This is a genomic window from Pseudomonas sp. CCOS 191 (assembly GCF_001007005.1).
GTDB classification, from domain to species: Bacteria; Pseudomonadota; Gammaproteobacteria; order Pseudomonadales; family Pseudomonadaceae; genus Aquipseudomonas; species Aquipseudomonas soli.
Map to the genome: position 1 here is coordinate 4,114,673 of NZ_LN847264.1, position 25,538 is coordinate 4,140,210.

Sequence of the window (25,538 nt, forward strand, 5' to 3'; positions counted from 1 at the left end):
GGTACATCGCTGTAATGCTGCTCTGCCTGGGCACGCCGCTGCAAGGTGGCGGCGTGACTGTCGATCTGGGCCGCACCTACACCTTGCTCAGCCGCTCGGCACCGACGTCGGTCCGGCCGCCCCTGACAGCAGCCCAGCGCGACTGGCTCGCAGAGCGCAAAGAGCTGGTGCTGGGCACCTCGGCGCCCGACTATCCCCCTTTCGACATCGCCACGGGCGGGCGCGAATACCAAGGGCTGACCGCCGACTACGCCGGCTTGATCGGCAGTGCCCTGGGGCTGCCTGTCCGCGTGCAGCGCTTTCCCAGCCGCCCGGCGGCGGTCGCGGCGCTCAAGAGCAGCCATATCGACCTGCTGGGCAGCGCCAACGGTTATGAAGCCGTCACCCAGGGCCTGGCGCTGTCACGCCCCTATGCCATTGACCAACCCGTGCTGGTGACCCGCGAGGACGAGAGCCGCGCGCTGGACACCGGCCTGCCGGGCATGCGTCTGAGCATGCTGTATCACTACCTGCCGCCCGGGGAAATCCACGCCAACTACCCCAAGGCCGAGCTGCTGACCTTCGAGTCTTCCACCCAGGCCCTGAATGCGGTGGCCTTCGAACAGGCCGACGTGTTCATTGGCGACACCATCTCCACTCACTACCTGATCAGCCAGGGTCACCTGCCGCATGTGCGCATGGCCAACTTCGGCAAGCACGAGGCCGTGGGCTTCAGCTTTGCCATGCGCGAGGGCGAGCCTACCCTCCAGTCCCTGGTAGATGCCGCGCTTGACGCGCAGTCCAGCGCCACCCGCAACGATATCTTCAAACGCTGGAGCGCCAGCAGCGGCAGCTTGCTGACCGACCGCAAGCTGCAGTTGTCGACACGCGAGGAGCAATGGCTGAGCCAACACCCGATCATGCGCGTGGTGGTCAACGATACGGCGGCGCCACTGACGTTCTTCGACAGCAATGATCGCCTGCGAGGGATAGTCGCCGACCTGCTTGAGCTCATCCGCCTGCGTACCGGCCTGCGCTTCGAGATCCGCCGCGCCAGTGGCGACGGCGACATGATCGACCAGCTCGAGTCCGGGCGTGCCGACATCATCGCCAGCCTGTCCACCGAGGCCCGCCGGGGCAACCCGCTGCAGGTCAGCCGCCCCTATCTGGAGAGCGCCTATGTGCTGGTCACCCATACCGGCACCGACCAACCCAACAGCCTCAAGCAACTCAAGGGCAAGCGGGTCGCGGTGCCCCGCGACAGCACCGTGGCCGCCCTGCTTGCCACTCGCCACCCGCGGATCCACCAGGTCGCCACCGAAAGCACCTACTACTCCATGATGCTGCTCGGCAGTGGCGCGGTGGATGCGGCGATCGCCACCCTGATCGACGCCAACCACATGCTCGCCACCAGCAACAACCTGGTCATCCGCAGCACGGTCGGCACGGAACCCGCTGCCTTTTCCATGGCCACCGCCCCCGACGCCAGCGAGCTGGGCTCGATCCTCGACAAGGCGTTGCTGAGCATCTCGCCGGAGGAACTGGGGGTGATAAACAGCCGCTGGCGCGACCACGGCCTGCGTGACGACGCCTACTGGCGCAGCTACCGCCGGGTGATCCTGCAGGTGGTCGGGGTGATCGCCGTCCTGCTGGTGCTCGCACTGGTATGGAATGCCCGGCTGCGTCGTCAGATCAAGCAACGTCAGCGGGCCGAACGGGCGCTGAACGACCAGCTGGAATTCATGGGCGCCCTGCTCAATGGCACGCCCCACCCCATGTATGTGCGCGACCGCGAGGGACGCCTGCAAAGCTGCAACGACAGCTATCTGCAAGCCGTCGGCGCCAGCCGCGAACAGGTGCTGGGCAAACGCCTGGAAGACGCTCCCTACAGTGACTGTGACTATACCCAGCAGGTGCAGGACGACTACCAGCGGGTGATGGCGCAGGGAACACCCTTGATTCTCGATCGCCCCTTGCACCTGAAAGACCGCGACCTGACGATCTATCACTGGATCCTGCCGTACCGCGACTCGGTGGGCGAAATGCAAGGAATCATCGGCGGCTGGATCGACATCAGCGAACGCCGCAACCTGGTCCAGGACCTGCGCCTGGCCAAGCAGCAGGCCGATGACGCCAACCGCGCCAAGAGCACGTTCCTGGCGACCATCAGCCATGAAATCCGCACGCCGATGAACGCCCTCATCGGCATGCTGGAGCTGGCCTTGAAGCGCGCAGAGCAGGGCAAGCTGGACCGTCCAGCGCTGGAAGTCGCCCACCATTCGGCCAACGATCTGCTGGGCTTGATCGGCGACATCCTGGATATCGCCCGGATCGAATCCGGGCAGATGTCCCTGGCCCCCGAACCCGTCGACCTCGGGGCGCTGGTCGAGTCGGTCGGGCGGGTTTTCGACGGCCTGGCCCGGCACAAGGGCCTGGTGCTGGATGTGGTGATTGCCCGGGAGGCACGCTGCCATGCGCTCCTCGACCCGCTGCGCTTCAAGCAGGTCCTGTCGAACCTGGTCAGCAATGCGATCAAGTTCACCGAACAGGGCCAGGTGCGCATCACCGTCAAGCTGTGCAACGACGACGAATCGGAGTTGCCGGCGCTCGATCTGGAAGTGCGCGACAGCGGCATCGGGATTCACGAGCATGACCTGCAGCGCCTGTTCTCCCCGTTCGTGCAGGCCAACCCCTACAGCGACGGCGCCCGGGCCGGCACCGGGCTGGGGCTGGTCATCAGCCGTGACCTGTGCGCGATGATGGGTGGCGAGCTGACCTTGCAGAGCCTGCAAGGTGTCGGCACCCGCGTGCGCCTGGTGATGCCGCTGCAGTGCGTCGAGCCGGTCGCGGCCCTGCCGCGGCCCATCGCGCAAATCCTGCCACCGGATGAGCAACTGAGGATTCTGGTGATCGACGACCACCCGGCAAACCTGCTGCTGATGGCCCAGCAGTTGAACTACCTGGGGCTGAGACAGGAAAGCGCCGAGGAAGGTGGTGAAGGACTGCGCATATGGCGCGAGGGCTGTTTCGATGTGCTGATCGTCGACTGCAACATGCCACAGATGAATGGCTACCAGCTGGCGCGGACCGTACGCATGGAGGAACGCCTGCATGACAGGCCGCGCTGCACCATTCTTGGTTACACCGCCAACGCCCAGCCCGAGGTTCGCCAGCAATGCCTCGATGCTGGCATGGATGACTGCCTGCTCAAGCCCATCGGCCTGCAGGTACTGGGGCAACGCCTGAGGGCCATCACACCCATTGCCCGGCAGTGCGACGACCACCCTGGCCCGGCACCACGTTTCGACCTCAAAGGCCTGTCCACGATCGTCGGCGACAACCTCGCCGACCGCGACCGTATCCTCGAAACCCTGCTCCTGAGCCTGCGCCAGGACCTGAAGATCCTCATGGCCATCGATCCGCGGCACGAAGGTGACGAGCTGGCGCTGCAGGCACACAAGATCCTCAGCGCGGGAAGGATGCTGAATGCGCGGTCGTTGATCGAGGCTTGCCAGGCGCTGGAGGGAACGGACGTACCCCAGGCCGAACTGCTAAGGCGCCGTCAGGCATTGGCGCGGCACATGCGCCGCGTGGAGAAAGCCCTGGCCAGGCAGCTGAAGCACCTGGCCGAGGCGGGATGAGAGCGGTACAGGGCGTACCGCCGACATCGATCAGGAAGCCGGGTTGATCGGCTTTTCCGGGTACCAGGCATCCAGCAACGGGCTGACTTCGATGCTGGTCAGTTCGCTACGGCCCTTGAGCCAGGCTTCGACAGCGGCGCGCTGCTCTTCGCTGACCGAGCCACGCTTGACGGAGCAGACCAGACCGAAGTCATCGCCGCCGACATAGTCCAGGCCGTTGGCATCCATGGCATCAGCCAGGAAAGCATCGAGGAAGGCATCGATGGCTTCATCGGACAGGTCTTCCTTGAAGCCCAGGTTCAGTTCGAAACCCAGCTCCTGGAATTCATCCACGCACAGTTTCTTGCGCAGGCGACGGGAACGGTTGGTAGCCATGAAACAATCCTCTCAATTAATTACGCGCGGCACTTTACCAGTTTCCGGCGCACAACGGCGCTTTTCCGTCGAACGAGGCCCATGCCGGGCACGCTTGGGGCATAATGCGCACTATATTCGTCTTGGGGCCATCACTTCATACAGCCCCAGTGTCTTTTTCCCTCGCCCGCAGGGTTTGTCCATTTATGATCAAGACGCTCCGCCCACTGTTGTTCGCCGGCCTGTTCCTGCCCTTGTCGCTGTCCGTGCAGGCCGCCACCGTAAACACCAATCTGCCACCGAAAGTGCAACAGGCGCTCAAGACCAACAAGCTGCAGGACTCTGCCCTGTCGCTGGTCATGCTGCCGCTGGACGGACCAGGCGCGGCGACCGTGTTCAACGCCGACGTGTCGGTCAACCCGGCCTCGACCATGAAGCTGGTCACCACCTATGCCGCGCTTGAGCTGCTGGGGCCCACCTTCCAGTGGAAAACCGAGTTCTACACCGACGGCACCCTGAGCAACGGCGTGCTCAATGGCAACCTGTACCTCAAGGGCGGTGGCGACCCCAAGCTGAACATGGAAAAGCTCTGGTTGCTGATGCGCGACCTGCGCGCCAACGGTGTGCGCACCGTGACCGGCGACCTGATCCTGGATCGCAGCCACTTCGTGCAACCCAACCTGCCGCAGTTCAACGACGACGGCGGCGACGACAACAAGCCGTTCCTGGTCAAGCCGGACTCGCTGCTGGTCAACCTCAAGGCCTTGCGCTTCGTCGCCCGTAACGACGGCGGCAAGGTCAACGTGTCGGTCGAACCACCGATCGCCAGCATCCGCATCGACAACCAGGTCAAGGCCGTGGCGGGCAAGCAGTGCACTGGCGAAGTGCGCTACAACCCGGTAGTGCAGCCCGATGGTGTCAGCGTCACGGTCAGTGGCCAGCTCGCCGATGGCTGCAACTCGCAGACCTACCTGGCGCTGCTGGATCACCCGACCTATGCCGCCGGTGCCGTACGGGCCATCTGGAACGAGCTGGGCGGCAGCATCCAGGGCCGCGACCGCATCGAGAACGTGCCCAAGAGCGCACGCCTGCTGGCTCGGGCCTTCTCGCCAGACCTCGTGGAAGTGATCCGCGACATCAACAAGTACAGCAACAACACCATGGCCCAGCAGTTGTTCCTCAGCCTTGGCGCGCAGTTCCGCACCGACGCTGACGGCGACGACGCCCGCGCCGCTCAACGTGTGGTGCGTCAGTGGATGGCCAAGAAAGGCATCACCGCGCCGCACCTGGTGATGGAGAACGGCTCGGGCCTGTCCCGTGCCGAGCGGGTCAGCACCCGCGAGATGGCCGCGCTGCTGCAGGCGGCCTGGAAGAGCCCGTACGCGGCCGAGTTCATCAGTTCGATGCCGCTGGTGGGCATGGACGGCACCATGCGCAAGCGACTCAAGCGCACCGCCATGACGGGCGAAGGGCATATCAAGACCGGGACCCTGAATACCGTGCGGGCGATTGCCGGGTTCAGCCGGGACAGCAACGGGCACACCTGGGCGGTGGCGGCCATTCTCAATGACCCCAAGCCTTGGGGGGCTTCACAGGTGCTGGATCAGGTGTTGCTGGATCTTTATCGGCAGCCGAAGGTGGGGAATGGGACTGTTGGGGTGATGCCCTGATTTGAATGGGTTGGGCTTTCAGGGTGTGGGTTTTGAAGGCTGTAAGCACATTCATTGGCGAGGGCGACGCATAGTCACCTTTTCGCCTTTACGGCGACCTTCTTTTGCGCGGGCAAAAGAAGGCAAAAACCGCTGGCTCCATTCATCCGACCCCTACGCTTCGCTCCGGGGTCCCCTCACTCCGGGCTCGCTCCGGGAGGACGCGCCGACGGGCCATCCATGGCCTGATCGGCGCTTGGCGGGCATCCATGCCCGTCACCTCCCTGCGCAATCCCTGCGTTCGGCCTCCTGAAGTCGCAATTTGTGTCGCCTGAACTATCGCGCACTTAGAGGCAAGAGCAGGAGCAAGATACATGGAGCATATGAAGACTACTCGCAGTGTTTCTTCAGCTACAACTACTCGCTGACAAGCCAACTCCAAAAGGAAAGGTGTATCGCCACCTCACCTGTGAAAGCTGGCTCATCACCAGCTCAAACAATTACAACTCGGCCGCCAATCTCGACCCTTGGTTAATCGCCCGCTTGGCATCAAGCTCAGCCGCCACATCAGCGCCACCGATCAAGTGCACCGATAGCCCGGCCGCCACAAGGCCATCATGCAACTCACGTAGCGGCTCCTGCCCCGCGCAGACAATGATGTTGTCCACCGCCAGCACCTGCGGCTCGCCCTCGCCGAGGCGCACATGCAGGCCGGCATCGTCGACGCCGAGGTACTCGACGCTGTTGAGCATCTGCACCTGCTTGTTCTTCAGCCCCGTGCGGTGGATCCAGCCTGTGGTCTTGCCCAGGCCGTCGCCAACCTTGGTCTTCTTGCGCTGCAGCAGGTAGACCTGGCGCGCCGGCGCATGAGGCTCTGCCTTCACCCCGGCCACACCACCACGGGCCTCCAGCTGCGTATCGATGCCCCACTCCTTCCAGAACGCCTCACGGTCCTGGCTGGTGGCCACGCCCTTGTGCACCAGGTACTCGGACACATCGAAACCGATACCACCAGCACCGATCACCGCCACCCGCTCGCCCACCGGCTTGCGCTCGAGCAATACGTCCAGGTAGTTCAGCACCTTGCCATTGTCGATGCCGGGAATGGCCGGCGTGCGCGGTGCGATACCGGTGGCCAGGATGACTTCGTCGTATTCGCCGGCCACCAGTGCGGCTACGTCGACACGGGTATTCAGGCGCAGTTCGACCCCCGTGGACTTCACCTTGTTACGGAAGTAGCGCAGGGTCTCGTAGAACTCCTCCTTGCCCGGCACCCGCTTGGCCACATTGAACTGCCCGCCGATCTCGCCGGCAGCATCGAACAGCGTCACTGCATGGCCACGCTCGGCAGCCACGGTGGCGGCCGCCAGGCCCGCCGGTCCGGCGCCGACCACGGCGATGCGCTTGACCGCCTGCACAGGCAGGTAGTTGAGCTCCGTCTCATGGCAGGCACGCGGGTTGACCAGGCAGCTGGTCAGCTTGCCGCCGAAAGTGTGGTCCAGGCACGCCTGGTTGCAGCCGATGCAGGTGTTGATCTCGTCGCCACGGCCTTCGGCGGCCTTGTTGACGAAATCGGGGTCCGCCAGGAACGGCCGGGCCATGGAGACCATGTCGGCATCGCCCTCGGCCAGCACGGCCTCGGCCACTTCCGGGGTATTGATGCGGTTGGTGGTGATCAACGGGATCTTCACCACGCCACGCAGCTTGGCGGTGACCTTGCTGAACGCCGCGCGCGGCACCTTGGTGGCGATGGTCGGGATGCGCGCCTCGTGCCAGCCGATGCCAGTGTTGATCAGCGTGGCACCGGCCTGCTCGATGGCCTTGGCCAGCAGCTCGATCTCGTCCCAGGTGCTGCCGCCCTCGACCAGGTCGAGCATCGACAGGCGGAAGATGATGATGAAGTTCGGCCCCACCGCCTCGCGCACCCGCTGCACGATTTCCACGGCCAGGCGCATGCGGTTCTCATAGCTGCCACCCCAGCGGTCAGTGCGGTGGTTGGTGTGGGCGGCGAGGAACTGGTTGATGAAGTAGCCTTCCGAACCCATGATCTCGACGCCGTCATAGCCGGCGCGCTGGGCCAGGCTTGCGCAGGTGACGAAGTCGCGGATCTGCTTCTCGATGCCTTCCTCGTCCAGCTCCTTGGGCTTGAACGGGTTGATCGGTGCCTGGATGGCGCTGGGCGCCACTTGCTTCGGGCTGTAGGCATAGCGCCCGGCGTGGAGGATCTGCAGGCAGATCTTGCCACCGGCGGCATGCACGGCCTCGGTGACGACCCGGTGCTTGGCGGCCTCTTCCTCGGTGCTGAGCTTGGCCGCGCCGGAGTACACGCCGCCTTCATCGTTGGGCGCGATGCCACCGGTGACCATCAGGCCGACGCCACCACGGGCACGCTCGGCGAAATATGCGGCCATGCGTTCGAAGCCGCCGGGGCGCTCTTCGAGGCCTGTGTGCATCGAACCCATCAGGGTGCGGTTGCGCAAGGTGGTGAAGCCCAGGTCGAGGGGGGCCAGCAGGTGTGGGTAACGGTCGGTAGCCATGGATGGACTCCACAGTTGGCATGATCACGGAATGCGGGCGCCTCTGCCGTTGTCTACACAAGGTCGCGGGGCCCGTCGGTTGTCTGAGGCCGACATTAAACAGGCGTTTGAACTCGCTCAATGATCGAAACTGACAACTTATTGATCCTGCTGCACAGCAGGTCTACCCTAAGGCACCTCTACCGCACAATGCTGGACCGTTCCATGCGCAAACTGCTAGCCGGCGCCCTGGCGCTGGTCACCCTCGCCGCCCTCTGTGGCTACGGCTTCTGGACCCTGCAGCGTCCGGAAGGCCATTACCTGTCCGACCTGCGCATCGAGCTGGCCCTCAACCAGGGCGTGCCAGGCGAGCACGGCAACCTGCTGGGGGTCGAGCCGCTGTTGTATCCGGGCGACTACCAGAACCTGACGCGCCTGCACCGCAAGCTCTCGGCCTACCTGGAGCAGGCCCGTGCCCAGGGGCTGGTCAACTCGCGCACCGTGGTGGTACTGCCCGAGCATATCGGCACCTGGCTGTGGGCCCGTGGCGAAAAGCGCGAGCTGTATCAGGTGACCCAGCGTAGCGAGGCCTGGCAGTGGCTGGAGTTGAGCAACCCGCTGCGCTACGGCCTGGCGATGCTCGCCGCCAGCGGCGACGACCGCCGCTCGGACGCCCACCTGCGCATGAAGGCCGCACAGATGGCCGCCGACTACCAGCAGCTGTTCGGCAACCTGGCCCGCGAGTTCGGCGTCACCCTGGTGGCTGGCTCCATCGTCCTGCCCGCGCCCTACGTCGAGAACGGCGTGCTGCGCACCGGCAACGGCCCGCTTTACAACAGCAGCCTGGTGTTCGCCAGCGACGGCTCGGTGCTCGGCCAGCCACAGCACCAGCAGTACCCCGACAGCGAAAGCCGGCGCTACATCCAAGGTGGCCAGCAACACCCCCTGCAAGTGCTGGAGACCCCCGCCGGGCGCCTGGGCGTGCTGATCGGCAGCGACAGCTGGTACCCGGCCAACCACCGGCAACTGGCCGCGCAGTCGGTGCAGCTGATTGCCAACCCGGTGTTCCTCAGCGGCAAACAGAGCTGGCAGGCGCCCTGGCGCGGCAACCGCCACCAGGCACAGGCCGCCGACCTGCCGCTGCAACGCGGCGAGGTCAGTGAGCAGCGTGCCTGGCAGCAACTACCCTTGGCCGCCAATGACAGCACCCCGAGCATAAGCGTGTTCATGCGTGGCCAGTTCTGGGAGCTGGGCAGCGACGGCCAGGGCTTTGCCAGCCAAAGCGGCACACTGTGGGTCGGCAACGACAGCCACGGTGCGCGCCTGCTCAACCTGTGGCTGTGACACCATGCCCCGCCCCCGCGTGCGCCTGGGTGATCTGTCGGTAGGTTTCGTCCAGCCCCTGGCCGAAGCACTGGCCATGCTCGGCCACGACCCGCAGCCGCTGCTGCTGCGCTACGGCCTCGACGCCAGGCGCCTGGCCGAGCCAGGCGCGCGCCTGTCGATTCCGCGCTACATGCACCTGGGCCATGCGGCGATCGCCTTGTCCGCCGAACCTGCCCTGGGCCTGCACATGGGGCGCCTGAGCCGCCTGGCCCAGGCCGGGCTTGCCGGGGTGACTGCCGCCCAGGCACCCACCCTCGGCGAAGCCGCCCGCACCCTGCTGCGCTTCGAACCGTTGTATGCCGCCAACTACCGGGGCCGGTCGAGTTTCCACGAAGACACCCAGGGCGCTTGGCTGAGGTTCTATTCCATCAGCCCCTACAACAGCTACAACCACTTCGTGGTCGACTCGATGCTCGCGGGCTGGCTGGCGCAGCTCGGCGCCCTCACCGCCAGGCCGGTGCAAGCCGAACGTCTTGAAATCGAATTCGACACTCCCGCCTACGCCGCGCAGTACCAAGGCCTGTGTACGGGCACCGTGCATTTCGCTGCTGCGGCCAACCAGTTGCGCCTGAGCCGGGCCACCCTGGACCTGCCCAACCTGCAGCACTGCCCCAGTACCTGGCAGCACTTGCTGCAGCTGTGCGAAGCGGAACTGGCCCAGCGCACCCGTGTGCGCAGCCTGGGCGAGCGCATCACCCATCTGCTGGGCCCGCTGCTCAATGGCGGACACGAACCGGACCTGGAAGAAGTGGCGCGACACCTGCAACTGCCGACCTGGACGCTGCGCCGCAAGCTGGCCGAGGAAGGCACGCGCTTTCGCAACCTGCTCAACGACACACGGCGCGACCTGGCCGAGACCTATATCCGTGACACCGAACTGGCCTTCGGCGAGATCGCCTATCTGCTGGGATTCGCCTCGGCAGAGGCGTTCCAGCGCGCATTCAAGCGCTGGACGGGGCTGACCCCGGGGGAATTTCGCCGCCATCAGCGGCAAGTCGGCTAGAGCTCGGTGGCATCGTCGGCCGGCTCCGGCAGGTCCAACTCATAGGCCTGGAACTCGAGCAGTTCTTCCTGGTAATCGTCCATCTTCACGCCCCTCATTCGTCGTTCTTCTGTCATTGCGCCAACCTAAGCCAGCGTAATGACAGAATGATTACAGCCCTATGAACGATAAACGTAGCAGGCACCCAGGAAGTTATCGACGAGTCAGAGTGGCGCCGGCGCCTGCTCGGCCGCCGGGGCTTCCTGCTGGACCTGGATCGGCGCTGGCTCGACAGGCGGCGCAATGGGTTGCGAACCCTTGCTGTCATCCACCACCGGCGCGGCCGGGGCCTCGCTGGACGGCACGGGAGGCGCTGGGGCGGCAACGGGCGCAGGCGCTGCGGCAGGGGCAGCGGCAACCGGTGTCGTAACCGGGGCCGGTGTCTCTGCCACGCTTTCGGCTACCGGCGTAGCCGGCTGCGGTACGGGCGCGAGGGCTGCGGGCGCAGGCTCCGGCAGGCCCAGGTCGGCGGCAGGTTTTTCCACCTTCGGCTCGGCGGCAGGCTCGGACTTCTCCGGCTTCTTCGGTTTCGGCAGGTAGCTCTCCACCAGGGCGAAGTAACGATCGTAGAACTGCGCAGCGGTGACCGTCTCGCTGGCTACCTTGACCATGGAGTCGTCGGTTGAGCCAATCGGCATCGACACCGAGCCCAGCACGCCCACGCCGAGGCTGGCGGAAGTGTTGGACTTTTTCAGGGCATAGCGGTCCTGCAGGGCGTTGGCGAACATGGTCGAGCGATGTTTGTCGCTCATGTCCGAAACGCAGGTGATGTTGAAGCTGATCTGCAGGTGGTTCTCGGCGTTCTGCTGGAAGCTCTTGTTGCCGGCCACCTGGTTGGCATCGCTGCTGGTGATGATGTAGCCCTGGCTGAGCAGCGCACGACGCGCCGCCTCGCAGGAGCCCGCCTCACTGGTGGCGAAGGTGCGGGAAAAGGTGCCCGAGTCATCGAAGTTCTCATGCTCGTAGACGGCGGCCTTTTTCGAGGAACAGCCGGACACGCCCGCCAGCACGAGGGCCAGCCCGAGCGCGCCATAGACGGTTGATCTAGACATTGCCAATTCCGGGAAGAAACGAATGGGGCGTATTGTGCATCACATCGATCAGCGGCTGAAACCTTTGATCGGTGAAGAGTCTGTCAGCTTTGTTGGAAATTCTTGCCCATGGTCGGGCAAGTTGCTGAAACGAAAAAAGCGACCCTAAGGTCGCTTTTCCGTTGCTTCGAGGTGTTCAAAGGGCCTCGAGGCGAAGATGGCGCAGCGGACGGGACTCGAACCCGCGACCCCCGGCGTGACAGGCCGGTATTCTAACCGACTGAACTACCGCTGCGTATCGTTCGGGCTTGCACCCGATTGAAACTGGGATCTGAGCTTTCAAGCGCTACAGCGCGAAAGCCAGGAACAAAAAAGGCGACTTATAATCGCCTTTTCTGCTTGCCTCGAGCGTTCATGGGGCTCTTGGCGAAAGATGGCGCAGCGGACGGGACTCGAACCCGCGACCCCCGGCGTGACAGGCCGGTATTCTAACCGACTGAACTACCGCTGCGTATCGTTCAGGCTTGCGCCTGATTGAAACTGGGATCTGGCCTTTCGGCCTCAGACCGGTGCAAGCACCCATCTGGAATAAAATGGCGCGGCGGACGGGACTCGAACCCGCGACCCCCGGCGTGACAGGCCGGTATTCTAACCGACTGAACTACCGCCGCGCAGTGCTGGACTTGCGTCCTGTTTCTCTCTGCCAGAGCGCTTCTTGCAAAGCACCTTGGACCAGAAACGCTCTCAGGAAGTGGTGGGTGATGACGGGATCGAACCGCCGACCCTCTGCTTGTAAGGCAGATGCTCTCCCGGCTGAGCTAATCACCCCCGCGATGTTGCTTGTTGCGTTTGCTTCGCTGAGGCCGCGAAATTTACGCAGGTACCGATGCTAAGTCAATACCCCCATTGAAGTTTTTTTCAAAAAGGGCAAAAAAGGCAGCCTGATCGCGGGGCAAGCACGCCCCCCCACAATCCAGACGCCCACAGCGTGGGAGCGGGCTTGCCCCGCGACAGAGCCGGGCCAACCGACAAAAAAGGGGCTCTCGGCCCCTTTCTCTTTAATCTCAACAGGTTACAGCTCAGGCGTAGATCATCTTGCGGGTCATCCCGCCATCGACCACGAACTCCTGGCCGGTGACAAACCCCGCCTGGCGCGACAGCAGCCACGCCACCAGCGCCGCGACGTCCTCCACCGTCCCTACCCGGCCAGCCGGATGCTGGGCATGGTCGGCATCGCTCAGCGGCTCGGCACGTCGCTGCGAGGGATCACGGGCATCGATCCAGCCCGGGCTCACGGCATTCACGCGGATCTCCGGCGCCAGGCTCATGGCCAGGGCGTGGGTCAAGGCGACCAGCCCGCCCTTGCTGGCGGCATAGGCCTCGGTGTCCGGCTCGGATTGCCGGGCACGGGTCGAAGCCAGGTTGACGATCGCCCCACCATGGGCGCGCAGGTAAGGTGCGCAATGCTTGGCCAGCAGCATCGGGCCATTGAGGTTGACCGCCAGCACCCGGTTCCATTGGGCCAGGGACAGGCTCTCCAAGGTCTGGTTGTGCGGGTTGGCGATCGCCGCGTTGCATACCAGCGCATCCAGCCGGCCAAACTGCCCGAGCACCTCGGACACTCCGGCACTGACCTGGGCCTCGTCGGCCACATCCATGGTAATGAACCAGGCATTGTCACCCAGGGCCTTGGCGACCTTGGCGCCACGTGGGCGGTCCAGGTCGCTGAGCACCACCTGCCAGCCCTCGCAGATCAACCACGCGGCGATGCCCAGGCCGATGCCGCGGGCGGCACCGGTCACCAGGGCCACCCGACCATTATGGCCGGGCTCGCCACCCTTCCAGTCGATCACAGCGCCGCCAGGCCGCGGGCCAGGTCGGCTTGCAGGTCGGCCACATCCTCCAGCCCGACCGCCACGCGCACCAGGCTGTCGCGGATACCCGCCGCTTCACGCTCCTGCGGCGTCAGACGGCCGTGGGAGGTGGTGGCCGGGTGGGCGATGGTGGTCTTGCTGTCACCGAGGTTGGTGGTGATCGAGATCACCCGGGTGGCGTCGATGAAGCGCCAGGCGCCTTCCTTGCCGCCCTTCACCTCGAAGCTGACCACCGCGCCGAAGCCGCTCATCTGGCGCTTGGCCAGTTCATGCTGCGGATGGCTCGGCAGGCCGGCATAGTGGACCTTCTCGATACCGTCCTGCTGCTCGAGCCACTCGGCCAGCGCCTGGGCGCTCTCGCAGTGGGCGCGCATGCGCAGCTTGAGGGTCTCCAGGCCCTTGGTGAAGACCCAGGCGTTGAACGGGCTGAGGGCCGGGCCGGCGGTGCGCAGGAAGCCCACGACTTCCTTCATCTGCTCGCTGCGACCGGCCACCACACCGCCCATGCAACGGCCCTGGCCGTCGATGAACTTGGTCGCCGAGTGGAACACGATATCGGCACCGAGCTTGAGCGGTTGCTGCAAGGCCGGGGTGCTGAAGCAGTTGTCCACCACCAGCAGCGCGCCACGGGCGTGGGCGATTTCGGCCAGGGCGCTGATATCGACCAGCTCGGCCAGCGGGTTGGACGGCGACTCGACGACCAGCAGCTTGGTGTTGGCCTTGATGGCCTTTTCCCAGCCGTTCAGGTCGACCAGCGGCACGTAGTCCACCTGCACGCCGAAACGCTTGAAGTACTTCTCGAACAGGCTGATGGTCGAGCCGAACACGCTCTGCGACACCAGCACGTGATCGCCGGCGCTGCACAGCGACATGACCACGGCGAGGATCGCCGCCATGCCGGTGGAGGTGGCCACGGCCTGCTCGGCGCCTTCCATGGCCGCCAGGCGCTCCTCGAAGGCACGCACGGTCGGGTTGGTGTAGCGTGAATAGACGTTGCCCGGCGTTTCACCGGCAAAGCGCGCGGCAGCGTCGGCGGCCGTGCGGAAGACATAGCTGGAGGTCAGGAACAGCGCTTCGCTGTGCTCGGCCTCCGGTGTACGGTTCTGACCGGCGCGCACCGCCAGGGTGTCGAAACCGACACCCTCGAGGTCACTGTCCAGTCGACCGGCATCCCATTGTTCGGTCATGCCGTCGCTCCCAAATCAGTTGTTGTACAGGTCGATGATCGCGCTGACCGCCTGGGTCTTCACCTTGGCCAGGTCATTACGGGCCTGCTCGATGCGGTCGAGGTAGGCTTCGTCGATATCGCCGGTGACATACTCACCGTTGAACACCGCGCAATCGAAATGCTCGATCTTGATCTTGCCGCCACCGACCGATTCGATCAGGTCCGGCAGGTCCTGATAGATCAGCCAGTCGGCGCCGATCAACTCGGCCACCTGTTCGGTGGTACGGTTGTGGGCGATCAGTTCGTGAGCGCTCGGCATGTCGATGCCGTAGACGTTGGGGTAGCGTACCGCAGGGGCCGCGGAGCAGAAGTAGACGTTCTTGGCGCCGGCTTCGCGGGCCATCTGGATGATCTGCTTGCAGGTGGTGCCGCGCACGATCGAGTCGTCCACCAGCATCACGTTCTTGCCGCGGAATTCCAGCTCGATGGCGTTGAGCTTCTGGCGCACCGACTTCTTGCGCGCGGCCTGGCCGGGCATGATGAAGGTACGGCCGATGTAGCGGTTCTTGACGAAGCCTTCGCGGAACTTGACGCCCAGGTGGTTGGCCAGTTCCAGCGCCGCGGTGCGGCTGGTGTCGGGAATCGGGATGACCACGTCGATGTCGTGATCCGGGCGCTCGCGCTGGATCTTCTCGGCCAGCTTCTCGCCCATGCGCAGGCGCGCCTTGTACACCGAGACACCGTCGATGATCGAATCCGGACGAGCCAGGTAGACGTGCTCGAAGATGCACGGCTGGAGTTTCGGGTTTTCGGCACACTGCTTGGTGAACATCTGGCCGCCTTCGGTGATGTACACCGCCTCGCCCGGCGCCAGGTCGCGGATCAGGGTGAAGCCGAGCACGTCCAGGGCCACGCTTTCCGAGGCGATCATGTATTCGACGCCTTCGTCGGTGTGGCGCTGGCCGAACACCACCGGACGGATGCCGTTGGGGTCACGGAAGCCGACGATGCCGTAGCCGGTGATCATCGCCACCACCGCGTAGCCACCGACGCAGCGGCTGTGCACGTGGGAAACGGCGGCGAACACGTCTTCTTCGGTCGGCTGCAGCTTGCCGCGCACGGCCAGCTCGTGAGCAAACACGTTCAGCAGCACCTCGGAGTCGGAGTTGGTGTTGACGTGGCGCAGGTCGGACTCGTAGATCTCCTTGGCCAACTGCTCGACGTTGGTCAGGTTGCCGTTGTGCGCCAGGGTGATGCCGTACGGCGAGTTGACGTAGAACGGCTGGGCCTCGGCCGAGGTGGAGCTGCCGGCGGTCGGGTAGCGCACATGGCCGATGCCGATGCTGCCCACCAGGCGCTGCATGTGGCGCTGCTGGAAGACGTCGCGCACCAGGCCGTTATCCTTGCGCAGGAACAACCGGCCGTCGTGGCTGGTCACGATACCGGCAGCGTCCTGGCCGCGGTGCTGAAGCACGGTTAGCGCGTCATACAGCGCCTGATTGACGTTCGACTTACCGACGATACCGACGATGCCACACATGCGACGCAACCCCTACTTTGATGAAACTTGAGTGAAGCGCGCTCAGGGCTTGGTCGGCCCGAGCAACTGCTCCTTGAACGGAAGGTCAACGGGTGCGCTGACCCCACTGGACATCCACTGGCCGCTGAACCCGAGTATGAGGTTCTTCGACCAATCGGCTACCAATAGAAATTGTGGTATCAGGCGCGATTCCTGCCACCACGGATCCTGTTGCACCGGCCCCAGGCTCAACAGCCCGACCGCCACTACCACCAGCAGGCCCCCGCGCGCGGCGCCGAAGGCCATGCCGAGGAAGCGATCGGTGCCGGACAGCCCGGTCACGCGAATCAGCTCGCCGATGAGGAAATTGAGCATCGCCCCGACCAGCAGCGTGGCGACGAAAAGAATGGCGCAGCCGGCAATGACCCGTGCGGACGGCATCTGGATATAGCTTTCAAGATACTGCGCAAGCGAGCCGCCGAACATCCAGGCCACCGCGCCGGCGACAATCCAGATGAGCAGGGACAAGGCTTCCTTGACGAAGCCGCGCTTGAGACTGATCAGTGAGGAAATGGCGATGATCGCGATGATCGCCCAATCAACCCAGGTAAATGCCACGGTGTTGCCTGCCGACGTTTGAGGCGGCGCATTTTACCAGAGCAAGGGGGCTTGAGGTAAGCGGAATGTCAGGTGTTTGAAGGGCTGCAGGCTGACTCTGGGGACAGCTTTACAGGCTTGAAACCATCGCGGGGCAAGCCCACGCCCACGCGACAGGCGGGAGCCGGTTTGCCCCGCAATGGATGTCAACCACGCTCCGGCTGGAAACGCACGACGATACCTTTCAGGTTCTGCTGACGATTGATCACGTCACGCAGGCGCTCGGCTTCTGCCCGCTCGATCAACGGCCCGACGAACACCCGGTTCATGCCATCCGCCGAACGGATATAGGCGTTGTAGCCCTGGCTGCGCAGGGTCTTCTGCAGGTTCTCGGCACCGGCCCGGTTTGACAGGCTGGCCAGCTGGATCGACCAGCTCACCGGCAGGCCGTTGACGTCGATCTTCGAAGGCGCAGCGGGCTTGGCCGCAGGAGCGGCAGGCGCCACGCTCGGCGCAGGCGCCGGACGCGCCTCCACCTTGGCGACCGGCGGCGTCGGCACTGGTGTCTGCGGCTTGGGCTGCGCCACGGTCGTTACCGGCGCGATGGGCTGGCTTGGCGCCGTCACCGGCGACGTGGACTCGTCGACCACCACTACCGGCTGGTCATTCTGCTCCGGCAGCGGTTGTGGCTCCGGTACCTGCACAGGCTCCACCTGCACCTGGGGCAGATTGGGCATGGCCGGCGCTTCGGGCGCCTCGACACGCACCTGGCGCATCTCGTCCTCGCGGGTGAACAACATCGGCAGGAAGATCACCGCCAGCGCCACCAGCACCAGCGCACCGACCATGCGCTGCTTCATCCCTTTATCCAGCACTGCCATCTACTCCATTCTCGGAAACCTGCCGCTCAAGCCAGGCCAGGGCCTCGCCGACGCAGAAAAACGAACCGAACAGCAGGATCTGGTCATCCGCCGTCGCCTGGGCGCACTGCCCTTCGAGGGCCGCCGCAACACTGGCGTAAGACTTCACCGTCGCACCGAGGTTCGTCAAGGCATCCGCCAGCTCCGCAGCCGGGCGGCTGCGCGGTGTGTCCAGCGGCGCCACCGCCCAATCTGCGACCTGACCGCGCAGCGGCGCAAGCACGCCGGCCAGGTCCTTGTCGGCCAACAGGCCGAAGACCGCCAGGCGTCGCCCCCTCACCGGGCGTGCCGCCAGGCGGCGGGCCAGGTACTCGGCGGCGTGCGGATTGTGACCGACATCCAGCAACAGCTCGACACGCTTACCCTGGAATGACAGCCCACGCCGGTCAAGGCGACCGGTGATACGGGTATCCAGCAAAGCCTGACGAACCTTGCCGGCATCCCACGGCAGCCCCATCAGCAGGAAGGCCTGCAAGGCCAGGGCGGCATTCTCCATGGGCAGGTCGAGCAACGGCAGGTCACGCAGTTCAACGGGCGAACCGTCGAGCTGGCGACCACGCCAATGCCAGTGGTCAACGCTGCTATCCAGGTCGAAATCACGTCCACGCAGGAAGAACGGGCAATCCAGCTCGCGCACCTTGTCCAGCAAAGGCTGCGGCGGATCAAGGTCACCGCACAGCGCCGGTTTACCCCGACGGAAGATTCCCGCCTTCTCGAAGGCTACCGACTCGCGGCTATCGCCCAGGTAATCGACGTGGTCGACGCCAATGCTGGTGACCAGCGACACGTCGGCATCCACCAGGTTGACTGCATCCAGCCGGCCACCCAGGCCGACCTCAAGCACCACCGCGTCCAACGCGGAGTGCTTGAACAACCAGAACGCCGCCAGGGTGCCCATCTCGAAATAGGTCAGCGAGATGTCGCCACGTGCCGCCTCCACCGCAGCGAAGGCTTCGCACAGGCGCTCATCGCTGGCCTCCTGGCCGTCGATCAGCACCCGTTCGTTGTAACGCAGCAGATGCGGCGAACTGTACACCCCGACCCTTAGCCCCTGCGAGCGCAGCAACGCGGCCATGAAGGCGCAGGTCGAGCCCTTGCCGTTGGTGCCGGTCACCGTGACCACACGGGGCGCCAGCGTGCCCAGCCCCAGGCGCGCAAGCACCTGTTGCGAGCGCTCCAGGCCCATGTCGATGGCCGAGGGGTGCAACTGTTCGAGGTAGGCGAGCCAGTCGCCCAGGCTGCGCTGGTTCATCACGCGACCGCGGCGACCTCTTTGGCCGCTTCCGGGGTCGGCTGGCCGGTCATCTGCGCCAGCAGGCGGGCCAGGCGCGGACGCAGCTCGTCACGGGAAATGATCAGGTCGATGGCACCGTGTTCCAGCAGGAACTCGCTGCGCTGGAAGCCTTCCGGCAGCTTCTCGCGCACGGTCTGCTCGATAACCCGCGGGCCGGCAAAGCCGATCAGCGCCTTCGGCTCGCCGACGATCACGTCGCCAAGCATCGCCAGGCTGGCGGAAACGCCGCCGTAGACCGGATCGGTCAGCACCGAGATGAACGGGATGCCTTCTTCGCGCAGGCGCGCCAGCACGGCGGAAGTCTTGGCCATCTGCATCAGCGAGATCAGCGCTTCCTGCATGCGCGCGCCGCCGGAAGCGGAGAAGCAGACCATCGGGCAGCGGTTTTCCAGGGCGTAGTTGGCGGCGCGCACGAAACGCTCGCCGACGATGGCGCCCATCGAGCCGCCCATGAAGGAGAACTCGAAGGCGCTGACCACGATCGGCATGCCCATCAGGGTGCCGCTCATGGAGATCAGCGCGTCCTTCTCGCCGGTCTGCTTCTGCGCGGCGGTCAAGCGGTCCTTGTACTTCTTGCCGTCACGGAACTTCAGGCGGTCGACCGGCTCCAGGTCGGCGCCCAGTTCGGCGCGACCTTCTGGATCGAGGAAGATATCGATGCGCGCGCGGGCGCCGATACGCATGTGGTGGTTGCACTTAGGGCAGACGTCGAGGGTCTTTTCCAGCTCCGGGCGATACAGCACGGCTTCGCAGGACGGGCACTTGTGCCACAGCCCTTCCGGTACCGAGCTCTTCTTCACCTCGGAACGCATGATCGAAGGGATCAGTTTGTCTACCAACCAGTTGCTCATGCTTGCTTTCTCCAGTATTGGCCGGGGAGACCTTTGCGGCCCCGCCCTGCCCTTGAGCTCAAATTCTTCTGTAAAGCGACGATGGGCCGACCTTGGGCCGCCCCACCTCCAATTCTTCCCCGGCTTGCCCCGCGCTTTGGCGCGGCCTGGCAGCACCGGGCTGCGAAAGCTATGGACGATGGCGCGCGGCCAGCCGTCACATCCGCGTTCACGCGTGCTTGACCGCCTGCATGAAGGCTTCGATCTTTGCCGCATCCTTGATGCCCTTGGCCTGCTCCACACCGCCGCTGACATCCACCGCGTACGGGCGCACCTGGCGAATGGCCTCGGCGACGTTGTCGGCCGACAGGCCACCGGCAAGGATGATCGGCTTGCTCAGGCGTTGCGGAATCAGTGACCAGTCGAACGCCTCGCCGGTTCCTCCCGGCACGCCCGGCACATAGGCATCCAACAGGATGCCGCGAGCGCCAGCGTAGTGCCGGCAGGCGGCCTCCAGGTCATCCCCCGGGCGCACCCGCAGGGCCTTGATCCAGGGGCGGTGGTAGCCCTCGCAATCGGCCGGGGTTTCATCGCCGTGGAACTGTAGCAGGTCCAGGGAAACCACTTCGAGGATCTCGTTGAGCTCGCAGCGCGAGGCGTTGACGAACAGCCCCACGGTGGTCACGAACGGCGGCAGCGCGTCGATGATCGCCCGCGCCTGACGCACATCCACCGCCCGCGGGCTTTTCGCATAGAAGACGAAACCGAGGGCGTCGGCGCCGGCCTCGACTGCGGCCAGGGCATCCTCGATGCGGGTAATCCCGCAGATCTTGCTGCGAACATTGCTCATGGACAGCGAACCTTGAGTGATCGGGAAAGCGTCGATGGTAGCAAATGACCTGTGCCCCGTCAGTCCGCCAGCGCCTCGTAGCCAGTAAGAAAGTGTGGGCCGATGTAACGCTGCGGCAGCGCGTATTCTTCCGGGTACTCCACCTGCACCAGATAAAGACCGTAAGGGTGCGCGGTTACCCCGCCGTCACGGCGGTTACGCCCCTCCAGCACCTCACGGGCCCACTCCGCCGGACGCTCGCCAGCACCGATGGTCATCAGCACGCCGGCAATGTTGCGCACCATGTGGTGCAGGAACGCGGTGGCACGCACATCCAGCACGATCATCCGCCCATGCCGGGTCACACGCAGGTGGTGGATGTGCTTGATCGGCGACTTGGCCTGGCACTGGCTGGCGCGGAAGGCGCTGAAGTCATGGGTGCCCAGCAGGTACTGCGCGGCCTCGGCCATGCGCTCGACGTCCAGCGGGCGGTGGTTCCAGGTGACTTCCTCGGCCAGGTGCGCCGGGCGGATCGGGTCGTTGTAGATCACGTAGCGGTAGCGCCGCGCGGTAGCCTTGAAGCGGGCATGGAAATGCGCAGGCATGGGCGCCGACCATACCACGCTGATGTCGTGGGGCAGGTTGAAGTTGGTGCCCAGGGTCCAGGCGCGCTCGTCGCGCACGGCACGGGTGTCGAAATGCACGATCTGCCCGCAGCCATGTACGCCGGCATCGGTACGCCCGGCGCAGATCACCGAGATAGGTTCGTTGGCCACCGTCGACAGCGCCTGTTCCAGGGCCTGCTGGACACTCGGCACGCCGCTGGCCTGGCGTTGCCAGCCGCGATAGCGCGAACCTTTGTATTCCACGCCCAAAGCGATGCGGGTGTAGCCTTCGGCAGCCGATTCGGCGGCGGCGGTGTCGATGATGTCCAAGAGCGGCAAACCTGATGATGAAACGAAAGGCGGGAGTATACCGGCAAACCGTGCAAGGGCCGAAATGATCGCGGGGCAAGCCCGCCCCCACGTCTTGCGTGAAAGCAGGCTTGCCCCGCGATGTACAGCTTTGCGTCAGACCAGGCGCGAGAGCATCTCGTTGGCTTCCTGGCGTTGGCTGTCGTCACCGTCCTTGACCACTTCGTCGAGGATGTCACGGGCGCCCTGATGGTCGCCCATGTCGATGTAGGCGCGGGCCAGGTCGAGCTTGGTGGCTACCTCGTCGGCGCCGGAGAAGAAGTCGAAGTCCAGGTCGTCCAGCGGCTCGGGCTCCAGCGCCGCATCCTCGGCGGTGAACGATGGCTGCGCCACCGATGGGGTCTCGAGGTTCTGCGACAGCTTGTCGAGCTCGGCGTTGACGTCGTCCAGCTCCGAGGCGAAGTTCTTCGCCGCCGGCGAGTCGTCGTCCAGCGACAGCGACAGGTCGAAGTCCTCGGGCAGCTCCAGCTCGGAAATCGGATCGAACTCCGGAATCGCCTCGAAGGCCGCCAGCTCGGCCGCTACGTCCACCGGGGCTTCCTCGCTGCCGGTCGGAGCCGCCGGTTCTTCGGCGACATCCAGGTCGAATTCGGCCAAGTCGTCGACATTTTGCGGTGTCGCCTGCGCCTGGGCGAGCAATGCCTCGAAGTCGTCGTCGGCATCGGTTTCGGCAACGGCGGGCGCAGCCTCGGCCTCGGGCGCCTCGACAACCAGGTCCTCGAGACCGGCCAGGTCGAGGTGGTCATCTACCGGCAGGTCATCGCCCAGACTCAGGTCGAAGGCGCTGTCCAGGTCGGCCTCTTCGACCACAGGCTCTGGTTCTGGCTCTGGTTCGGCCGCCACGACCGGCTCCACGACGAGTTCCGGCGCGCTTTCACCCAGCTCCAGCTCCTTGTCCTGCAGCAGGTCCTGGACATACTGCTCATCCAGCTCGGCGGCCAGGGCCGCGGCCCCGGCAGCGCCTGCCACCACCGCCGCGACACCCAGCATGGCCGGGAAGCGCTCCTTGAGCGCGGCGACCTCGGTCTGGTTCGCGTCGTTGACCGGCAGCTTGCGCTCCTGGCCGGCAAAGGCGTCCTGGTCGCCCTGACGGGCATAGACTTCCATCAGCTTGAGGCGCAGATCGCTGCGCTGCGGCTCGGAGGCCACCGCCGCTTCCAGCAGGTCGGCGGCGTGGTTGAGGCGACCACGGGCCAGGCTTTCATCTACCTCAGCCAGCAACGCCGCGCGCGGATCAGCCACTGGGGCGACGACGTCGGCAGGCGTCGCAGGTTTTTCCGCCGCAACGGCCGCAGCGGCCGAGGCCGCCACTACCGCAGGCGACAGGGTCACGCTGGGCGCCGACACATCCAGGCCTTCAAAACTGCTCGGCGGCAGGTCCAGGTCCGGGCCACGCTCGCCATCCTCGGCCAGGGCACGGGCCATGCGCAGGTGTTTTTCAGCTTCCTGCTGGGCCTTGCGCTTGCGGGCCAGAAGCAGCAGCAACAACAGCAGCACCAGGAATGCGGAACCGGCAATCAAGCCCAACAGCAGCGGGTTGCCCAGCAGCTGGTCGAGCATGCCGGGCTCTTCGCTGGCCGGCACCTCGGCTGCCGCGTCCTGTGGCGCGGTCTCCTGTGGTGCGGTGTCGGCCGCGGCAGGCGCCGGGGCGACCACGGGCTCGGCAGGGGTCAATTGCGCGTTTACCGCAGGTTGCGCCGGAGCCGGCTCGCCCGGCAGCGCCGCTGCCGGTGGCTGTGGCGCCGCGGCGCCCTGGGCCTCCAGACGCGCCAATTGGTCGTTCTTCAGCTCGATCAGGCGCTGCAGCTTGTCCAGCTGGCTCTGCAGGTCGACCATGCGGCTCTTGAGTTCATCGTTGTCGCGACGGCTGGTGTCGAGGCTTTCCTGGGCCACGGCCAGCTTGTCGCCCAGCGCCTTGGCCTCGCCGGCCGCGCCTTTGCCGCCCGGCGCCACCAGGCGCAGGTTATCACCCTGGGCGATGCGCGCGGGGGCCGCGCCAGCCTCGCCACGGCGGGTGGCATCCAGCTGCCGTGCACGCGGGCCGAGGCGGCGCCCTTCGCGCCAGGCGGCGTACTGCTCGGCGACTTCGCGGTTGGCCTGGGCCTGGGGAATGCTCTGCACCTGCTGCTGATCGGGCAGGCGCAGCACCTGGCCGGTCTTGAGCTGGTTGATGTTGTTGCCGATGAAGGCATCCGGGTTCAGCGCCTGGATGGCCAGCATGGTCTGCTGGATCGAGCCGCCGTTGGTGTTGCGCGCGGCGATCTGCCAGAGGGTGTCACGGCGCTTGGTGGTGTAGCTGCCCGCACTGACAGCCGGGTTGATGCCCGCCGGGGCCGGTTGGCTGCCTTGGGCCTGGGCCTGGTCGAGCAGCACGCTGTAGTCGCGCAGCAGGCGGCCCTGGGGCCACATGACCTGGACCAGGAACTTGACCACCGGCTCCGGCAGCGCCTTGCTGGAGGTAACCCGCAGCACGCTCTTGCCGTTGGGGTTGATCACCGGCGTGAAGGTGAGGTCTTCGAGGTAAGGCGGGAAGGCCACCCCGGCCTTGGCGAACTCTTCCGGCGACGCCAGGCTTGGCGCCATTTCCGCCGCGGAGAGGTCGCGCACGTCGAGCAGTTCGATCTCGGCATCCAGCGGCTGGTTCTGCGCTGACTTGAGGGTCAGCTCACCCAACCCCAGAGCGTTCGCCACCCCGGACGACAGCGCCGAGGCTGCCGCGATGGCCAGAACCAGTTTGCGAATTCGAAGCATGAACTCTTCCCTTGTATGAAACGTCCCGAAAACCCTTGTGCGGTGCAGGACAAAATAGCTCGCAGTATCTTTTACGCCATGTGTTTTATCAACAATTGTGCCGCCTGCACGGCGTTCAGCGCCGCGCCCTTGCGCACATTGTCGGTGGTCAGCCAGAGATTGAGCTGCTGGTCTTCATCGACACCGTGGCGTACACGTCCAACATAGACCACGTCCTGGCCCACCGCGTCACCTACAGGCGTCGGATAATCACCCGGCTCGACCAACTCGATGCCGTCGGCAGCCTCCAGCGCGGCGTTGACGGCCACCAGGTCGACCGGATTACGGCTTTGCACGGCGACACTGAAGCTATCGCCGAAAAACACCGGGACTTGAATGCAGGTCACGGAAATCTTCAGTTGCGGCAGGTCCAATACCTGACGCAGTTCATTTACCAGGCGGCGTTCTACATTGGTATGACCCTGTTCATCGGGTGTACCGACCTGGGGGAGCAGGTTGAAGGCGACCTGGCGATCGAAGAAGCGCGGCTCCAGAGGACGTGCATTGAGCAGTTCGGCGGTCTGCCGGGCGAGCTCGCTGACGGCCTCCCTGCCCTGCTCCGAAACTGCCAGGCAGGCATTGACCTGCACGCGCTCGATATCGAGCAGCCCCTTGAGCGGCGCCAGCGCCACGGCCAGGGCCACTGCGCCGGCGCTCGGGCTGTTGATAAGTGCGGGCTGCGACAGTTCGGCAATGCGCTCGCCGTTGGCTTCCGGGACCAGCGCGGTGGCGCCGTCCAGGGCGCCGGACAGATCGATCACCGCGCAACCGGCGGCGATGGCCTTGGGCGCGAAACTGCGGCTTACAGCGGGGCTGGCGGCGAAGAAGACCAGCCTGACCTGGGAGAAATCGAAGCTGTCCACTTCGCGGACCTTCAGTTTCTTGCCCGCGAACATGACGCTGCTGCCGGCGGATTCCATGCTGGCCAGCAGGTGCAGGGTGGAGACCGGGAAGGCCACTTCCTCGAGGATCTGGACGAGGGATTCACCTACTGTGCCGGTGGCGCCGATTACGGCTATGTCCAGGGCGTTGGGGGTCATGAGATCGGTTCCTTTTCCAGGGGGTACGGCGGGGGAGCGGCACTTTACTTGGATTGTGGGGTGGGAGGTAGGGGCGGGTCCGGGTTCAAGAGTGTGGGTTTTGAT

Annotated in this window: 18 protein-coding genes and 4 tRNA genes; 4 read left to right on the top strand and 18 right to left on the bottom strand. The window is 65.1% G+C overall.

The window, feature by feature from the left end; genetic code table 11:
• Positions 1 to 14 precede the first annotated feature (14 nt).
• Positions 15 to 3,620, top strand: a complete 3,606-nt coding sequence (locus CCOS191_RS18245) for a transporter substrate-binding domain-containing protein (RefSeq protein WP_046856426.1) — start codon at positions 15 to 17, stop codon at positions 3,618 to 3,620.
• 30 nt (positions 3,621 to 3,650) lie between these two features.
• Here the strand turns inward: CCOS191_RS18245 and CCOS191_RS18250 are convergent, their stop codons facing one another.
• Positions 3,651 to 3,995, bottom strand: coding sequence for a YggL family protein (locus CCOS191_RS18250; RefSeq protein WP_046856427.1), 345 nt, complete (start codon positions 3,993 to 3,995; stop codon positions 3,651 to 3,653).
• A gap of 185 nt (positions 3,996 to 4,180) precedes the next feature.
• On the opposite strand from CCOS191_RS18250, the gene dacB reads away from it, so the two are divergent.
• Complete coding sequence (dacB, locus tag CCOS191_RS18255; RefSeq protein ID WP_046856428.1) at positions 4,181 to 5,644, top strand: D-alanyl-D-alanine carboxypeptidase/D-alanyl-D-alanine endopeptidase; 1,464 nt, start codon at positions 4,181 to 4,183, stop codon at positions 5,642 to 5,644.
• Between the two features lie 479 nt (positions 5,645 to 6,123).
• Here dacB and CCOS191_RS18260 read toward each other — a convergent pair whose 3' ends face one another.
• Positions 6,124 to 8,160, bottom strand: coding sequence for an NADPH-dependent 2,4-dienoyl-CoA reductase (locus tag CCOS191_RS18260; protein ID WP_046856429.1), 2,037 nt, complete (start codon positions 8,158 to 8,160; stop codon positions 6,124 to 6,126).
• A gap of 204 nt (positions 8,161 to 8,364) precedes the next feature.
• On the opposite strand from CCOS191_RS18260, the gene CCOS191_RS18265 reads away from it, so the two are divergent.
• Both CCOS191_RS18265 and CCOS191_RS18270 read left to right on the top strand, forming a co-directional pair.
• A complete protein-coding gene (locus tag CCOS191_RS18265) occupies positions 8,365 to 9,483 on the top strand; it encodes a carbon-nitrogen hydrolase family protein (RefSeq protein WP_046857860.1) in 1,119 nt (372 codons plus the stop codon).
• Between the two features lie 4 nt (positions 9,484 to 9,487).
• Complete coding sequence (locus CCOS191_RS18270) at positions 9,488 to 10,528, top strand: AraC family transcriptional regulator (protein WP_046856430.1); 1,041 nt, start codon at positions 9,488 to 9,490, stop codon at positions 10,526 to 10,528.
• Between the two features lie 203 nt (positions 10,529 to 10,731).
• Here the strand turns inward: CCOS191_RS18270 and CCOS191_RS18275 are convergent, their stop codons facing one another.
• From CCOS191_RS18275 to CCOS191_RS18350, 16 genes are all read right to left on the bottom strand, one after another.
• Positions 10,732 to 11,619, bottom strand: a complete 888-nt coding sequence (locus CCOS191_RS18275) for a DUF2242 domain-containing protein (RefSeq protein WP_046856431.1) — start codon at positions 11,617 to 11,619, stop codon at positions 10,732 to 10,734.
• A gap of 197 nt (positions 11,620 to 11,816) precedes the next feature.
• Positions 11,817 to 11,893, bottom strand: a tRNA-Asp gene (locus CCOS191_RS18280).
• 139 nt (positions 11,894 to 12,032) lie between these two features.
• Positions 12,033 to 12,109, bottom strand: a tRNA-Asp gene (locus tag CCOS191_RS18285).
• An 83-nt stretch (positions 12,110 to 12,192) separates the two neighbouring features.
• Positions 12,193 to 12,269 (bottom strand) — tRNA-Asp (locus CCOS191_RS18290).
• 81 nt (positions 12,270 to 12,350) lie between these two features.
• Positions 12,351 to 12,426, bottom strand: a tRNA-Val gene (locus tag CCOS191_RS18295).
• 251 nt (positions 12,427 to 12,677) lie between these two features.
• Positions 12,678 to 13,451 (bottom strand): SDR family oxidoreductase, encoded by a 774-nt coding sequence (locus CCOS191_RS18300; protein ID WP_031316683.1) that lies wholly within the window; start codon positions 13,449 to 13,451, stop codon positions 12,678 to 12,680.
• Entirely contained in the window at positions 13,448 to 14,659 is a 1,212-nt protein-coding gene (locus CCOS191_RS18305; RefSeq protein ID WP_046856432.1) for an O-succinylhomoserine sulfhydrylase, read from the bottom strand. The genes CCOS191_RS18300 and CCOS191_RS18305 overlap by 4 nt, the downstream gene beginning before the upstream one ends.
• A gap of 15 nt (positions 14,660 to 14,674) precedes the next feature.
• Positions 14,675 to 16,180 (bottom strand): amidophosphoribosyltransferase, encoded by a 1,506-nt coding sequence (gene purF, locus CCOS191_RS18310; protein WP_023631895.1) that lies wholly within the window; start codon positions 16,178 to 16,180, stop codon positions 14,675 to 14,677.
• A gap of 42 nt (positions 16,181 to 16,222) precedes the next feature.
• On the bottom strand, positions 16,223 to 16,777 hold the full coding sequence (locus CCOS191_RS18315) for a CvpA family protein (RefSeq protein ID WP_038706536.1): 555 nt from the start codon (positions 16,775 to 16,777) through the stop codon (positions 16,223 to 16,225).
• Between the two features lie 185 nt (positions 16,778 to 16,962).
• Positions 16,963 to 17,637, bottom strand: a complete 675-nt coding sequence (locus tag CCOS191_RS18320; protein ID WP_046856433.1) for an SPOR domain-containing protein — start codon at positions 17,635 to 17,637, stop codon at positions 16,963 to 16,965.
• The gene (gene folC, locus CCOS191_RS18325; protein ID WP_046856434.1) at positions 17,621 to 18,928 is read right to left on the bottom strand and encodes a bifunctional tetrahydrofolate synthase/dihydrofolate synthase; all 1,308 of its coding nucleotides are present in this window, start codon (positions 18,926 to 18,928) and stop codon (positions 17,621 to 17,623) included. The genes CCOS191_RS18320 and folC overlap by 17 nt, the downstream gene beginning before the upstream one ends.
• On the bottom strand, positions 18,928 to 19,821 hold the full coding sequence (gene accD / locus CCOS191_RS18330) for an acetyl-CoA carboxylase, carboxyltransferase subunit beta (protein ID WP_028690439.1): 894 nt from the start codon (positions 19,819 to 19,821) through the stop codon (positions 18,928 to 18,930). The genes folC and accD overlap by 1 nt, the downstream gene beginning before the upstream one ends.
• A 208-nt stretch (positions 19,822 to 20,029) precedes the next feature.
• Complete coding sequence (locus CCOS191_RS18335) at positions 20,030 to 20,650, bottom strand: phosphoribosylanthranilate isomerase (RefSeq protein ID WP_046856435.1); 621 nt, start codon at positions 20,648 to 20,650, stop codon at positions 20,030 to 20,032.
• 59 nt (positions 20,651 to 20,709) lie between these two features.
• Complete coding sequence (truA, locus tag CCOS191_RS18340) at positions 20,710 to 21,564, bottom strand: tRNA pseudouridine(38-40) synthase TruA (protein ID WP_046856436.1); 855 nt, start codon at positions 21,562 to 21,564, stop codon at positions 20,710 to 20,712.
• Positions 21,565 to 21,699: 135 nt separating this feature from the next.
• Positions 21,700 to 24,354: a FimV/HubP family polar landmark protein gene (locus tag CCOS191_RS18345; protein ID WP_046856437.1), complete on the bottom strand. Its 2,655-nt coding sequence runs from the start codon at positions 24,352 to 24,354 to the stop codon at positions 21,700 to 21,702.
• A gap of 71 nt (positions 24,355 to 24,425) precedes the next feature.
• A complete protein-coding gene (locus CCOS191_RS18350) occupies positions 24,426 to 25,433 on the bottom strand; it encodes an aspartate-semialdehyde dehydrogenase (protein WP_046856438.1) in 1,008 nt (335 codons plus the stop codon).
• Between the last annotated feature and the right edge of the window lie 105 nt (positions 25,434 to 25,538).

Excerpts from the sequence above, each read along its gene's own strand:
- CCOS191_RS18275 (WP_046856431.1), bottom strand. The coding sequence starts at position 11,619 with ATGTCTAGATCAACCGTCTATGGCGCGCTCGGGCTGGCCCTCGTGCTG.
- folC (WP_046856434.1), bottom strand. The coding sequence starts at position 18,928 with ATGAACCAGCGCAGCCTGGGCGACTGGCTCGCCTACCTCGAACAGTTG.
- CCOS191_RS18345 (WP_046856437.1), bottom strand. The coding sequence starts at position 24,354 with ATGCTTCGAATTCGCAAACTGGTTCTGGCCATCGCGGCAGCCTCGGCG.
- CCOS191_RS18320 (WP_046856433.1), bottom strand. The coding sequence starts at position 17,637 with ATGGCAGTGCTGGATAAAGGGATGAAGCAGCGCATGGTCGGTGCGCTG.
- purF (WP_023631895.1), bottom strand. The coding sequence starts at position 16,180 with ATGTGTGGCATCGTCGGTATCGTCGGTAAGTCGAACGTCAATCAGGCG.
- CCOS191_RS18305 (WP_046856432.1), bottom strand. The coding sequence starts at position 14,659 with ATGACCGAACAATGGGATGCCGGTCGACTGGACAGTGACCTCGAGGGT.
- dacB (WP_046856428.1), top strand. The coding sequence starts at position 4,181 with ATGATCAAGACGCTCCGCCCACTGTTGTTCGCCGGCCTGTTCCTGCCC.
- CCOS191_RS18260 (WP_046856429.1), bottom strand. The coding sequence starts at position 8,160 with ATGGCTACCGACCGTTACCCACACCTGCTGGCCCCCCTCGACCTGGGC.
- CCOS191_RS18245 (WP_046856426.1), top strand. The coding sequence starts at position 15 with ATGCTGCTCTGCCTGGGCACGCCGCTGCAAGGTGGCGGCGTGACTGTC.
- CCOS191_RS18350 (WP_046856438.1), bottom strand. The coding sequence starts at position 25,433 with ATGACCCCCAACGCCCTGGACATAGCCGTAATCGGCGCCACCGGCACA.
- CCOS191_RS18270 (WP_046856430.1), top strand. The coding sequence starts at position 9,488 with ATGCCCCGCCCCCGCGTGCGCCTGGGTGATCTGTCGGTAGGTTTCGTC.
- CCOS191_RS18250 (WP_046856427.1), bottom strand. The coding sequence starts at position 3,995 with ATGGCTACCAACCGTTCCCGTCGCCTGCGCAAGAAACTGTGCGTGGAT.
- CCOS191_RS18265 (WP_046857860.1), top strand. The coding sequence starts at position 8,365 with ATGCGCAAACTGCTAGCCGGCGCCCTGGCGCTGGTCACCCTCGCCGCC.
- CCOS191_RS18335 (WP_046856435.1), bottom strand. The coding sequence starts at position 20,650 with ATGAGCAATGTTCGCAGCAAGATCTGCGGGATTACCCGCATCGAGGAT.
- accD (WP_028690439.1), bottom strand. The coding sequence starts at position 19,821 with ATGAGCAACTGGTTGGTAGACAAACTGATCCCTTCGATCATGCGTTCC.